Genomic DNA, 12,853 nt, shown 5'->3' with positions numbered 1-12,853 from the left:
ACTTTTTTGGAGGGTGGGCATACGATACATCGTTGGGCTAAAGAAAGAAATGTGTGCACAGAAAAACGAACCTATTTAAAGGTTCGGTAATTGAATACTCGCTAAGCTTCTAAACGAATTAATTCTAATCTTAGTACTTCTAATTTTTTCTTAGATTCGATCATAGCTTCATTGTCGTTAATTGTCATTGCATCGAATAATGTTGCTAATTCATAATCTAATTCTAATCTAAGTACAGGAATTCTCTTCTCAGCATCAGTTCTTTTTAACGCATTAATCACTTGTCTCATTATTATCCCTCCATAGAATATAAGTTGGCAAAACAAAATGTGTTCAGTTTAATTAACAAAATTTTCTGATTTTTATTTTGCTACTAATATATGTTATTTGAGCTTATAATGTAACTATTTTATAGTGAAACATTCTACCCATTTGTTTGTGGACAATCATGGTATACTATTTAAAGACTATATACTAGGGGGTCCAAAATGAATCAACCATTTTTTACAGAAAGCGATTTTAACATCTTCACAACTGACTCATCCTTAGAAACTAGAATGGATGCTATTAAAAGTGAAATTCAACCAAAATTCAAGGAAATAGAACAAGAAATCCTTCCTTTTTTAAACAACTCAACAGAAGAAGAATTCTTCGGTCATATTGCAAAACACGCTCGTCGTACAGTAAATGCTCCAAAAGACACTTGGATCGCATTTGCAACGAATAAACGAGGTTACAAAATGCTTCCACATTTTCAATTTGGCCTTTGGGGCACACATCTTTTTGTTCTGTTCGGTATCATTTACGAAAGTCCAAATAAACAAAAGATTGCAACTAATTTTGATAAAAATAAAAACAAACTATTTAAGTTAATACCTAAAAACTTTGTTATTTCCTATGACCATATGAAGCCTGATGTTCACCCAAGAAGTAAAATGAAAAAAGATGAATTCCATCAAGGTATCCAAAGATTCCATGATGTAAAAAAATCCGAGTACCTTTGTGGCATTACAATTCCAAAAGATGAAGCCATTACGCTTACAAAAGAAAGTCTTATTCATACAATTAAAGATACTTATAACACTTTACTTCCTTTATACGAAATCAGTATAAAATGAATAAATTTTTATAAGTGTTGTTTAATTATACATATGTCAAAAACAAAAGTCTATGCCCAATCTCTTCACATTTTTCGACAGTCCGAAAAGTGGAGGCGACTGTTCAGCTCCGACAAGCATAAGACAAGGACTATAAAAGTTGCTTTTTAACTTTAATAGGCATTGGCTTATGTCTCGAGGAGCTAGGAGCCGGAACTAGACATCCCGAAAAGTGGAGGCGACTGTTCAGCTCCGACAAGCATAAGACAAGGACTATAAAAGTTGCTTTTTAACTTTAATAGGCACTGGCTTATGTCTCGAGGAGCTAAGAGCCGGAACTAGACATCCCGAAAAGTCGCGGCGACTGTTCAGCTCCGACAAGCATAAGACAAGGACTATAAAAGTTGCTTTTTAACTTTAATAGGCATTGGCTTATGTCTCGAGGAGCTAGGAGCCGGAACTAGACATCCCGAAAAGTGGAAGTGACTGCTCTGCCCCCCACAAGCATAAGACAAGGACTATAAAGGTGCTTCTTAACTTTAATAGGCATTGGCTTATAACTCAGGAGCTAGGAGCCGGAACTAGACATCCCGAAAAGTGGAGGCGACTGGTCAGCTCCGACAAGCATAAGACAAGGACTATAAAAGTTGCTTTTTAACTTTAATAGGCATTGGCTTATGTCTCGAGGAGCTAGGAGCCGGAACTAGACATCCCGAAAAGTGGAGGCGACTGCTCTGCCCCCACAAGCATAAGACAAGGACTATAAAAGGTGCTTCTTAACTTTAATAGGCATTGGCTTATAACTCAGGGGCAAGGAGCCGGAACTAGACACCCCGAAAAGTCGAGGCGACTGCTCTGCCACGACAAGCATAAGACAAGGACATTAGAATACATTTTTTCATATCGTATAATTAATGGAAGAAATTGGCATTAAAAAGGCAAATGATATCGTCTCGGACATCATTTGCCTTTTTCATTTACATTTTAATTTTATCTCCTGGTGCAGCACTTTTCGCTTTTTGCATTAGTCTGTACGCCGAATAACCTGAAATTTCTTCTAATTCCCCACACAACTTCTTTTCTTCAGCAATACTTGGAACTATTTTTTTGAATTGTTTATACGCTAACATTAATTCTTCACGTTCAATTCCTTTTTCATATGCTTTTTCCACTGATGTGTAAAATTGTATAACTTCGATTGTTTCATTCGTACTCCAATCGTAAAGTATCGGATACTGATAATCCATGTAAACCCACTCCTATTTCATGTTACTATTACCATTTTATCACATTTTTCTAATTCAATTCTTCTATTAAATATTGATATAATTTCATTTCAATGAATAATATTTCATAAGTTTAGCATTTTTTTCTATACAGAAAATTCATAGAATGATATAATTTTTTTGTTTTTCAAATGAAGGTACAACAGTTTATAACTTAATGAGAGTAAACATATTTGATTTGTTTACAAACATACCACTTCCGAAAAACACTATTATTCATAAATGGGGTGTATGTTAAATGAACCAAAATGAAACGCCGTTATTTACTTCTTTACTAGAACATGCAAAGAAGAACCCTATTCAGTTTCATATCCCAGGACATAAAAAAGGGAATGGAATGGATCCAACATTTAGGGAATTTATTGGCGATAACGCATTGTCAATCGACTTAATCAATATTGCTCCTTTAGATGATCTACATCATCCTAAAGGTAAAATAAAACAAGCGCAGGATCTTGCTGCAAAAGCGTTTGGTGCTGATTATACTTTCTTTACAGTGCAAGGTACTAGCGGGGCTATCATGACAATGGTCATGAGCGTATGTGGTCCTGGAGATAAAATCATTGTTCCTAGAAATGTTCATAAATCGGTATTATCGGCCATTATTTTTTCAGGCGCGATGCCAATTTTTGTTCATCCGGAAATCGATAATGAGTTAGGAATTTCTCATGGTATTACAACAAATGCTGTAAAAGAAGCGATCGTTAATCATCCAGATGCAAAAGCAGTTTTAGTCATCAACCCTACATATTTTGGCTTTGTTGCTGATTTAAAAAGTATCGTAGATTTAGCTCACTCACATGGAATAGCTGTTTTAGTTGATGAAGCACATGGCGTACATATTCATTTTAATGATGAACTTCCAATCTCGGCTATGCAAGCTGGTGCTGATATGGCTGCTACAAGCGTTCATAAGCTTGGTGGCTCTCTAACTCAAAGTTCCATTTTAAATGTCAAAGAAGGCATTGTAAACGTCCACAGAGTGCAATCTGTATTAAGTATGTTAACGACAACTTCAACATCTTATATATTACTAGCCTCTCTTGACGTTGCACGAAAACGTCTTGCAACAATTGGTGAGGAACTGATTACAGAAACTATTAGACTAGCAAATGATGCTAGGGCAAGGATTAATAATATAGAGGGTTTATACAGTCCAGGCTATGAATTACTTGGAAATGAAGCAACATTTAACTTTGATCCAACGAAATTATTAATCAGTGTAAAAAAATTAGGCATTACTGGTCATGACGTTGAAGTTTGGTTACGAGAACGTTTTAATATTGAAGTAGAAATGTCTGATTTATATAACGTCCTATGTATACTAACTCCTGGAGATAGTAAAGAAGATATCGAGAAATTAATCCATGCATTTGAAGTTCTTGTAAAAGAGTTTCCTATTGTAGATCAATATAAAGCCTATAATGTAACGATTCCAACAATACCAAATCTAGCCGTATTACCTAGGGATGCTTTTTATGCTGAAACAGAGTCGGTACCATTAGAAGAATCAGTTGGACGTATAATAGCTGAATTCGTTATGGTTTACCCACCAGGTATCCCAATCTTCTTGCCAGGTGAAGAAATTACACTAGAAAATTTAATATATATTAAGAAGAATATTGAAGCAGGCCTACCTGTACAAGGACCTGAAGATGAAGACTTATATATGCTAAAAGTAATTAAATAATTTATGTTTAAAACTGAAAACTAAGGAAAACTTTCCTTAGTTTTTTTATTATGTATCACATTCATTTTTATTAGGCATATGATAGCTAAGGTAAATAATTAGAGAATTGTTATAAAAATAGCTATTATGATAGGATGTGAACCTAATGATAGTCGTGAATAATAAAATTGTTCATGCTTCATTAAAAGATAGTGGAGATTGGAATGAGCAACTTCTACAAGAAATTATAAGAAATTTATCAAACAGTCGACATTCAAATATTTATAAATCTGATCGAGAATTATCATTTGATTTAACATTACGTTCTTATATTATTAGAGCTTCAAAAGAATTGTTGGCAAGTAATATGCAATTTAGAGTTTTTAGGAGAGCTTATTGTAATCCTATGTTTTGGATTCGTACACGACAGGGAGGATTTCGTTTAAGACCAGGTGTTAGACCTTCTGCTGGTATATATGACATTTTTAGAAATGGACAATTTTATGCTACTGAGTGTGCTACAGCAATTGTAATTGTTTTCTATAAAGCTCTGTTGGATTTATACGGTTACGAAGTATTTGATGAATTATTCAATCGAGGAATGTACTTATATACATGGAATTACGATCCAAAATTAGCTATTCGTACTGCAGAAATTGATCGACCAGTACCTGGAGATGTCGTTTATATAAAAAATCCTCAAGTAGACCCTATTACGCCGGAGTGGCAAGGTGAAAATACTGTAAGTATGGGTAGTAATTACTATTATGGACATGGTATTGGTATTCGACCTTTACCTGAAATAATCTTTCATCTAAATATGCATAGATATCCATTTGCAATGATTTCTGCTTATTTAACAAGCTTAAACACTCGAATAGATGCAAATGAAATGGTAAATTATTTAACGGATGATTCAAAATTAATTCCTGTAAAAACTAGAGAAGAATCACGTGATGTTATTACTGCTAGAATTGGAGATCAGCACCAAATAGCTTAAATTCTTAAAAAAATAAAATTAGAGGGTACTTTTTAAAGTACCCTCTTTATCGTTACTTATTTAAATTATATTAGCAAGTTTCTTCAATTGACGGTTCACAATGCTCACAGTCTTTTACATATAAAGTCGTAACTTTTTCATCCTCGAAATGACCTACTGTTTTCTCACAACATTTACATACGAACGTTCCCATCTTGTAACCCCTTTCATAATGTTGTATCAATTAACTTAACTTCATTATAAAGTGTTATACTTATTTACGCAATAGGTAAATAAGTATAACTCAATAATTTTATTTTCAATCTTTTTATTTCATAATTCATTGTATTAACGAAGTAATTAGTATGACACATTAATTTTGAACTTATTCGTAACTCTCTTCCATCCTAGGGTGTGGCAACCAATCAGCTAAATAATCTGCAAGTTTCATCGCTTCCTCATCACTCTTCAATTTACAAAGGAATTTTAATTGATTCGGATATGAAACATCTTGTCGATCTAGAACAATACATTGCCTAGACTGCATGCAGATGACGAGTGGTTTCCCAAAAAACATGTTCGTATATACAATGCCTATATCGTACCTTACATCGTTTGCTATAAAACCAACAAATCTTACTCTAACATTTTCGTGATCATCATATAATTTTTCAAACATATCATTTTCCACTCCTCACATTTGTGTTGTAAATTAATACATATGAAGAGAAAGCAAAATTCATTCCGAATACTTGTCTAAAAATTTGAAATAATGTTATGATAAAAAAGAAAAAAAGTGATGTTTAACTGGATATACAACTTAGGGGGATAAGAAAATGGTTCAACAAGCTACCATTCAATTAATGGATAAATCAAAATATCAAGAGGCAAGTTTAGACTTATTACAAAACTTAATTAATGACTACATACAATCGTCTACAAAAATTGGACAACAAGTTGACTGGAATTATGAAAGGGCTTCATTTCCTTATAGCCTTTCAAATAAAAAGCTAGATGAACAGGATGCATTATATTTAAAAAGCAATGATTCACGTTATAATCATTTTGTTGTTTCAATCCAAGATGACAAACATATTATCATTACTTTATTACCGAATTCAACTTATGGTGATAAAGGAAAAGCAAATGAATTGTGTCGATACTTAGCTCAAAAAATAGAAGGTAAACTTGAATTATTTAATAAACGTATCATGTATTTTTATAAAAGATAATTAAAACAAGTTTACGATCAATTGACAAAAGAAAAATATACTAGCATAGAAGCAAGTAATCATAATACTTGCTTTTCTTGTGTTTCCAACAAATTTAGCAATTAAATACAATTGATAAAAAAATACTAAAAATAATATAAATTTTGCGTACAATTGATCTCTTTTTGATAAATACATGACAAATGAAAAACCGAACCAAAAGATTTGATGAATAAGTAATACCATTAACTGTTTACGCATTTTTACACCACCGTCCATTACATACCAAAAAATGTTGTTTTCTACAACGTTATGCGGTACATACTTTTAACATGCAAAAAAACCTCCTAATAATAGGAGGTTTTTTATGATGAGTAGTAGCAAATGTCACTACAGTACGACAGATTATTTCAATACGTGAATTGGGTGTCCCATTGCTAATTCAGCAGCTTCCATTGAAATTTCACCTAATGTTGGGTGAGCATGGATTGTTTGAGCAATATCCTCAACACTCATGCAAGCTTCAATTGCAAGACCTAATTCAGAAATAATATCAGAAGCATTAACACCAGCTACTTGAGCTCCGACTAACACACCATCTTCTTTACGAGATACTAATTGTACGAAACCTTCTGTAGCGTTTAGAGATAATGCACGACCATTTCCACCAAATGGGAACTTCGCAACATTTACATCTAAACCTTCATCAGTAGCTTGCTTTTTCGTATATCCAACTGTTGCTAATTCTGGATCAGTAAATACGACTGCAGGAATAGCTAGGTATTCAATTTCGCTTGATAAACCACTAATCGCTTCAGCAGCAACTTTACCTTCGTAAGAAGCTTTATGAGCTAATGGAGGCCCAGCAATTACATCACCAATTGCAAAAATATTTTTAACTGATGTACGAGCTTGTTTATCAGTACCAATTACACCACGTTCGTTAATTTCAACACCAATATTTTCTAAGCCCATATCACGAGAGTTAGGGTAACGTCCAACTGTTACTAATACATAATCAGCTTCGATTTCTTTCATTTCTCCGTTTGATTCGAATTTAACAGTCACGCCATCAGCAGTTTCTTCAACGCCTTTACCGAATGCTTTCGTTACGATATCAACATTGCCTTTTTTCTTTAATCCACGCTTAACAATTGAGCTCATTGATTTTTCGAAACCATTTAAGATTTCATCACCAGCTTCTAAAATTGTTACGTGAGTACCAAAGTTTGCATAAGCAGTACCTAATTCCATACCAATATAGCCGCCACCAATAACAACTAATTTTTTTGGAATTTCAGGTAAGTTTAATGCACCTGTTGAGTCGATTACACGTTTGCTCCATTTGAAACCAGGGATTTCGATTGGAGTTGAACCTGTTGCGATAATTGCATTATTAAAAGTATAAGTTTGAGCTGAATCTTCAGTGATCACACGTAGAGTGTTTGCATCATTAAAGTAAGCTTCCCCTTTGATTACTTCAACTTTGTTTCCTTTTAATAACCCAGCTACACCGCCAGTTAATTTATTAACAACACTGCTTTTCCAAGCTTGTACTTTAGTAAAGTCAACTTTTACATTTTCAGCAGTGATACCAATTTCTTCTGAATGCTTTGCAGTCTCATAACGGTGACCAGCAGTAATTAATGCTTTTGAAGGAATACAACCAACGTTTAAGCAAACTCCACCTAGGTTACCTTTTTCAATAACTGCAACTTTTTGTCCAAGTTGCGCTGCACGAATAGCTGCAACATATCCACCAGGACCAGCGCCGATAACGACCGTATCTAGTTCAATTGCGAAATCTCCTACTACCATTTATCTTACGCCTCCATTAATAATAATTCTGGATCATTTAATAATCGTTTAATGTGGTTTAAAGCGTTTTGAGCAGTTGCACCATCGATAATACGGTGGTCAAAGCTTAATGATAACGCTAATACTGGAGCAACAACGATTTCTCCGTTTAATACTACAGGTTTTTCAGCAATGCGACCAATACCTAAAATAGCTACTTCAGGGTGATTGATTACAGGAGTGAACCATTGTCCACCTGCTGAACCGATATTAGTGATTGTGCATGTAGCACCTTTCATTTCTGCAGGAGCTAATTTACCATCACGAGCTTTTGTAGCTAATTCGTTAATTTCAGCTGAAATTGAGAAGATTGCTTTACGATCAGCATCTTTAACAACTGGCACTAATAAACCTTTATCAGTATCTGCAGCAATACCGATGTTATAGTAATGCTTGTGGATGATTTCGCTAGCAGCATCATCGATTGATGTATTTAATGCTGGGAACTTACGTAATGCTGAAGTTAAAGCTTTAACAACATAAGGTAAGAATGTTAACTTAATACCTTGAGCAGCAGCAACTTCTTTATATTTTTTACGGCTAGCAACTAGTTTCGTTACATCTACTTCGTCCATTAATGTTACATGTGGAGCAGTATGTTTAGAGTTAACCATTGCTTTAGCAATTGCTTTACGAATTCCGCTCATTTTTTCACGAGTTTCAGGATATTGACCTTCTGGAATTGGCATTGCTTTTGGTGCTTCTTGCTTTTCAGCTGGAGCTTCTGTTACAACTTCAACAGCAACTTCAGTTTGTGCAGCAGCAGCTGGTGCTACTCCACCAAGTAAGAATGCATCTACGTCTTGTTTCGTTACACGTCCATTTTTACCTGAACCTGGTACGATACGAAGATCTACGTTTTTCTCACGTGCATATTTACGTACAGATGGCATAGCAATTACATGTGCTTTTGGTTCAATTGCAGCAACTGGAGAAAGTGGTGCAGCATCTGTTTTTGGTTCGCTTTGCTCATAAGACTCTTGTACTTTTGCTTGAACAGCATCAGCAGCTTCTGGTACTGGAGTAGTCGTTGGAGCTTCTTCAGCATGTTGCCCTTTGAAAGCAATGTTTTCATAACCTGGAGCATCTAAGCGTACTAAAACGTCACCAACAACTGAAACTGTTCCTTCACTTACTAAAACTTCTAAAACTTTACCTTTAACAGGTGATGGAATTTCAACAACTGATTTATCGTTTTGAACTTCACAAATGATATCATCTTCATTTACTTCGTCGCCTGCTTTAATAAACCATTTTACAATTTCACCTTCGTGAATACCTTCACCGATATCTGGTAATCTAAATTCAAATAGACTTGCCACTGAGTTTGACACAGATTTCTACCTCCGAACAAAGTTAATATTTTTAAACTTTCATCTATAATGTAAGAAAGGTATTGATGAATTCATCAAATACCTTTCCGCTATTTTTGTTACACACTTATTAGAAGTTTAATACTTTTTGAATACCTTCAACTACATCTTTATGGTTTGGTAACCAAACAGTTTCCGCTTCTGAGAATGGGAATACAGTGTCAGCCGCCGTAATACGTACAACTGGTGCTTCTAATGAAAGGATACAACGATCATTAATTTCAGCAACTACATTTGCAGCAATACCAGCTTGTTTTTGTGCTTCTTGAACAACAACTGCACGGCCAGTTTTCTCAACAGATGCAACGATTGCATCGATATCTAATGGGTGAACAGTACGTAAGTCTACAACTTCAACTGAAACCCCTTCTTTTTCTAATTCTTCAGCAGCTTTTAATGCAGCGTGAACCATTGCACCGTAAGCAAATACAGATACATCTTTACCTTCACGTTTAACATCAGCTTTACCTAATTCAATCGTATATTCACCTTCAGGTACATCTTCACGGAATGAACGGTATAACTTCATGTGCTCTAAATAGATAACTGGGTCATTATCACGAATTGATGAAATTAAAAGACCTTTTGCATCTTTAGGTGTTGATGGAATAACTACTTTTAAACCAGGAGTTTGAGCCATTAGTCCTTCTAAACTATCCGCGTGCATTTCAGGTGTGTGCACCCCTCCACCAAATGGAGAACGGAACGTAATTGGTGAAGTAAAACGACCACTAGTACGGTAACGCATACGAGCAGCTTGACTAGCAATTGAGTCAATTATTTCGAATAAAAATCCGAAGAATTGAATTTCTGCTACAGGACGGAATCCTTGAATACCAAGACCGATTGCTAATCCACCGATTCCTGATTCAGCAAGTGGTGTATCGAAAATACGCTCTTCACCGAATTCTGCTTGTAAACCTTCAGTTGCACGGAATACACCACCGTTTACTCCAACGTCCTCACCGAATACTACTACAGTAGGATCATTCTTCATTTCAACGCGTAATGCATCTGTGATAGCTTGAATCATTGTCATTTGCGCCATGACTTACTTCGACTCCTTCTCTTTATAAATTGCATATTGCTCTTCTATATTACTTGTTTTGTTTTCGAACATATTAGCCATTAAGTCAGTTACTTTTTGTTTTGGCTCTTGGTCAGCAAGTTTAATTGCATCTTTAATTGCTTCTTTAGCTTCTTCGATAATTGCATTTTCTTCTTCTTCAGTCCAAAGACCTTTTTTCTCTAAGAATTTACGGAAACGAACGATTGGATCTTTTGCTTCCCACTCATTTTCAGTGTCTTTTGTACGGTAACGAGTTGGGTCATCACCAGCCATAGTATGAGGTCCATAACGGAATGTTAATGTTTCGATTAATGTTGGACCTTCGCCATTTACAGCACGTTTACGAGCTTCTGACGTAGCTGCATAAACTGCTAATGGATCCATACCATCTACTTGAATACCAGCAATACCTACTGCGATTGCTTTTTGAGCAATTGTTTTAGCTTTTGACTGCTTAGAAACAGGAGTTGAGATTGCGTATCTGTTATTTTGAACAACGAAAATCGCAGGAGCATTGTAAGCACCAGCAAAGTTCATACCTTCGTAGAAATCACCTTGAGAAGCACCACCGTCACCTGTATATGTAATGGCAACAGATTTTTGCCCCTTTAACTTCATACCAAGTGCAACACCTGCAGCTTGAATAATTTGTGCACCAATGATAATTTGTGGGAACAGTGTATTAACATCCTCAGGAATTTGACTTCCTACTAAATGTCCACGTGACCATAAAAATGCTTTATATAATGGGAAACCGTGCCAAAGCATTTGAGGTACATCACGGTAACCAGGTAAGATAAAGTCTTCTTTCTCAAGAGCAAAATGGCTCGCTAATTGTGAAGCTTCTTGACCAGCTGTTGGAGCATAGAAACCTAAACGACCTTGTCTATTTAATGAAATTGAGCGTTGATCAAGAACACGTGTCCATACCATACGCTTCATTAATTCTTTTAATTGCTCGTCAGTTAATTCAGGCATTGCTGCTTCATTAACGATTTCGCCCTCTTCGTTTAAAATTTGAAGAGTTCCTACTGAATCACCAAATTGAAGCATTTGGTCCATCAATTCAGAAACAGTTTGTTTATTCTTCATTTCTGTTTTTTCCTTTCCTTCTACTTTCTTAGTAGTAGTTGCCACTAAACCCACACCCTTCTTTAATTATGGAGGCTATCATTTATTAACAATATCCACTTTAGTATTTTAGGTAGTAATTATAAGTTGTTCGAGATGATTTCACTTACAATTTTAAACTGTACTTATCATTATAGTGTATTACATTAGTACAACGTTCAATACTAGTACAGTTTATCGCACGTTCACAGACTCGTCAAATATTTTGTTGTATTATTTTAAACATGATTTCACGAAAAAAATATTGCTTTAATTTCAATCTGTATTACCCATGAAACACCCATCTGTTATACAATAATCGAACATCCCATTAATTATACTTCAATAGCGAATTCCCGTGATTTTTTTGAAGTAAAATAAAGCTGTACTACAACGACTTTTTATTGTTAGACCCTACTATTTTTTACTTATTTTCCATATTTTTCATATATATCTTTTCTTTGTTCATTTAATTTTTGAGTATAAAGATTTAGTCTATCATTTATTTTTATTACATCTTTATAAACAACGTTTGTGTTCTTTGTCTTATTCTTAACATTTTTCAATTCAACTTTTTTCTGAGATAGTAAATTGTATATTGTAAGGTCTATTTTAATTGCTTCCTGATATTTCTTATTTAATTGATCATACTTTGTTGTTCTTTTTTTCCAAGTTAGTATGAACTCATTCACATCTTTTCGAAACTCAGCATCTTTTGTTTCAATGTTTATTGTTTGAAGTTCTTCAATTTTTATGTCTATCTTGTGAATTAATTTTGATTCCTCTTCTATCATTCCTTTTCTTTCATTTAATAATGTGATCGCCTTTTTTGCAGTAGTTTGCCTTTTATCAATTTCATTTACTTTGAATGAAAATATCTTTTCGTAACATTCTAATTCTTGTATTTCTAATTCTTGAATTTGCTCACCAGCTTTGAAGAATTGTTGTTCCATGGCCGTTATTTTATTTAATTTTTCAATAACAGAATCTATTTGTTTAGCTTGCGATTGACAAGCTGTGTTCACCAAAAGGAGAAATGATAAAACCATTAAATAACTGATTATTTTTTTATACATGATTTTCACCTGAAATTTTTTTTGTATTATGTTCATCATGCATCTTTTCTGACTTTTTATGCGTATTCAAAATAAACATAGTCACATACCCACACACTTTAGCTCCTTTTTCATATTTTGTAGTAT

At 34.4% G+C, this 12,853-nt stretch carries 14 protein-coding genes; 4 read left to right on the top strand and 10 right to left on the bottom strand.

Going from position 1 to position 12,853, the window contains the following annotated elements:
* Positions 1-101: 101 nt before the first annotated feature.
* Positions 102-290, bottom strand: a complete 189-nt coding sequence (locus CAB05_RS12630) for a YkzI domain-containing protein (RefSeq protein ID WP_088000186.1) — start codon at positions 288-290, stop codon at positions 102-104.
* A 198-nt stretch (positions 291-488) separates the two neighbouring features.
* Here CAB05_RS12630 and CAB05_RS12625 point away from each other — a divergent pair, with 198 nt between their 5' ends.
* A complete protein-coding gene (locus CAB05_RS12625) occupies positions 489-1,118 on the top strand; it encodes a YktB family protein (RefSeq protein WP_088000185.1) in 630 nt (209 codons plus the stop codon).
* Positions 1,119-2,074: 956 nt separating this feature from the next.
* Here CAB05_RS12625 and CAB05_RS12620 read toward each other — a convergent pair.
* The gene (locus CAB05_RS12620) at positions 2,075-2,344 is read right to left on the bottom strand and encodes a UPF0223 family protein (RefSeq protein WP_088000184.1); all 270 of its coding nucleotides are present in this window, start codon (positions 2,342-2,344) and stop codon (positions 2,075-2,077) included.
* A gap of 277 nt (positions 2,345-2,621) precedes the next feature.
* On the opposite strand from CAB05_RS12620, the gene CAB05_RS12615 reads away from it, so the two are divergent.
* Positions 2,622-4,073, top strand: a complete 1,452-nt coding sequence (locus CAB05_RS12615) for an aminotransferase class I/II-fold pyridoxal phosphate-dependent enzyme (RefSeq protein ID WP_088000183.1) — start codon at positions 2,622-2,624, stop codon at positions 4,071-4,073.
* Positions 4,074-4,227: 154 nt separating this feature from the next.
* Positions 4,228-5,052 (top strand): protein-glutamine gamma-glutamyltransferase, encoded by an 825-nt coding sequence (locus CAB05_RS12610; RefSeq protein WP_217348567.1) that lies wholly within the window; start codon positions 4,228-4,230, stop codon positions 5,050-5,052.
* A gap of 70 nt (positions 5,053-5,122) precedes the next feature.
* Here CAB05_RS12610 and CAB05_RS12605 read toward each other — a convergent pair whose 3' ends face one another.
* Complete coding sequence (locus CAB05_RS12605; protein WP_088000181.1) at positions 5,123-5,245, bottom strand: GapA-binding peptide SR1P; 123 nt, start codon at positions 5,243-5,245, stop codon at positions 5,123-5,125.
* 171 nt (positions 5,246-5,416) lie between these two features.
* The gene (locus CAB05_RS12600) at positions 5,417-5,710 is read right to left on the bottom strand and encodes a DUF3055 domain-containing protein (RefSeq protein ID WP_088000180.1); all 294 of its coding nucleotides are present in this window, start codon (positions 5,708-5,710) and stop codon (positions 5,417-5,419) included.
* Positions 5,711-5,867: 157 nt separating this feature from the next.
* Between CAB05_RS12600 and CAB05_RS12595 the strand changes: the two genes are divergently transcribed.
* Positions 5,868-6,263: a DUF1885 family protein gene (locus CAB05_RS12595; protein ID WP_088000179.1), complete on the top strand. Its 396-nt coding sequence runs from the start codon at positions 5,868-5,870 to the stop codon at positions 6,261-6,263.
* Here the strand turns inward: CAB05_RS12595 and CAB05_RS12590 are convergent, their stop codons facing one another.
* From CAB05_RS12590 to CAB05_RS12565, 6 genes are all read right to left on the bottom strand, one after another.
* Positions 6,264-6,521: a hypothetical protein gene (locus CAB05_RS12590; RefSeq protein WP_217348566.1), complete on the bottom strand. Its 258-nt coding sequence runs from the start codon at positions 6,519-6,521 to the stop codon at positions 6,264-6,266. It lies immediately after the preceding gene.
* A gap of 126 nt (positions 6,522-6,647) precedes the next feature.
* The gene (gene lpdA, locus CAB05_RS12585; protein WP_088000177.1) at positions 6,648-8,060 is read right to left on the bottom strand and encodes a dihydrolipoyl dehydrogenase; all 1,413 of its coding nucleotides are present in this window, start codon (positions 8,058-8,060) and stop codon (positions 6,648-6,650) included.
* Positions 8,061-8,065: 5 nt separating this feature from the next.
* The gene (locus CAB05_RS12580; RefSeq protein ID WP_088000444.1) at positions 8,066-9,421 is read right to left on the bottom strand and encodes a dihydrolipoamide acetyltransferase family protein; all 1,356 of its coding nucleotides are present in this window, start codon (positions 9,419-9,421) and stop codon (positions 8,066-8,068) included.
* A 121-nt stretch (positions 9,422-9,542) separates the two neighbouring features.
* The gene (locus CAB05_RS12575; protein ID WP_088000176.1) at positions 9,543-10,520 is read right to left on the bottom strand and encodes an alpha-ketoacid dehydrogenase subunit beta; all 978 of its coding nucleotides are present in this window, start codon (positions 10,518-10,520) and stop codon (positions 9,543-9,545) included.
* 3 nt (positions 10,521-10,523) lie between these two features.
* Positions 10,524-11,603 carry a pyruvate dehydrogenase (acetyl-transferring) E1 component subunit alpha gene (pdhA, locus tag CAB05_RS12570; protein ID WP_235821472.1) on the bottom strand — a complete coding sequence of 360 codons (1,080 nt, stop codon included), beginning with the start codon at positions 11,601-11,603 and terminating at the stop codon, positions 10,524-10,526.
* A gap of 476 nt (positions 11,604-12,079) precedes the next feature.
* On the bottom strand, positions 12,080-12,727 hold the full coding sequence (locus CAB05_RS12565; protein WP_158093260.1) for a YkyA family protein: 648 nt from the start codon (positions 12,725-12,727) through the stop codon (positions 12,080-12,082).
* Between the last annotated feature and the right edge of the window lie 126 nt (positions 12,728-12,853).

The sequence above is a fragment of the Gottfriedia solisilvae genome, from assembly GCF_002128405.1.
Taxonomy (GTDB): Bacteria; Bacillota; Bacilli; order Bacillales; family Bacillaceae_G; genus Gottfriedia; species Gottfriedia solisilvae.
Note: the sequence above shows the minus strand (reverse complement) of the source record. Positions and strands in the feature narration are given on the sequence as shown.

Excerpts from the sequence above, each read along its gene's own strand:
- CAB05_RS12630 (WP_088000186.1), bottom strand. The coding sequence starts at position 290 with ATGAGACAAGTGATTAATGCGTTAAAAAGAACTGATGCTGAGAAGAGA.
- CAB05_RS12625 (WP_088000185.1), top strand. The coding sequence starts at position 489 with ATGAATCAACCATTTTTTACAGAAAGCGATTTTAACATCTTCACAACT.
- CAB05_RS12620 (WP_088000184.1), bottom strand. The coding sequence starts at position 2,344 with ATGGATTATCAGTATCCGATACTTTACGATTGGAGTACGAATGAAACA.
- CAB05_RS12615 (WP_088000183.1), top strand. The coding sequence starts at position 2,622 with ATGAACCAAAATGAAACGCCGTTATTTACTTCTTTACTAGAACATGCA.
- CAB05_RS12605 (WP_088000181.1), bottom strand. The coding sequence starts at position 5,245 with ATGGGAACGTTCGTATGTAAATGTTGTGAGAAAACAGTAGGTCATTTC.
- CAB05_RS12600 (WP_088000180.1), bottom strand. The coding sequence starts at position 5,710 with ATGTTTGAAAAATTATATGATGATCACGAAAATGTTAGAGTAAGATTT.
- CAB05_RS12595 (WP_088000179.1), top strand. The coding sequence starts at position 5,868 with ATGGTTCAACAAGCTACCATTCAATTAATGGATAAATCAAAATATCAA.
- CAB05_RS12590 (WP_217348566.1), bottom strand. The coding sequence starts at position 6,521 with ATGGACGGTGGTGTAAAAATGCGTAAACAGTTAATGGTATTACTTATT.
- lpdA (WP_088000177.1), bottom strand. The coding sequence starts at position 8,060 with ATGGTAGTAGGAGATTTCGCAATTGAACTAGATACGGTCGTTATCGGC.
- CAB05_RS12575 (WP_088000176.1), bottom strand. The coding sequence starts at position 10,520 with ATGGCGCAAATGACAATGATTCAAGCTATCACAGATGCATTACGCGTT.
- pdhA (WP_235821472.1), bottom strand. The coding sequence starts at position 11,603 with ATGGACCAAATGCTTCAATTTGGTGATTCAGTAGGAACTCTTCAAATT.
- CAB05_RS12565 (WP_158093260.1), bottom strand. The coding sequence starts at position 12,727 with ATGTATAAAAAAATAATCAGTTATTTAATGGTTTTATCATTTCTCCTT.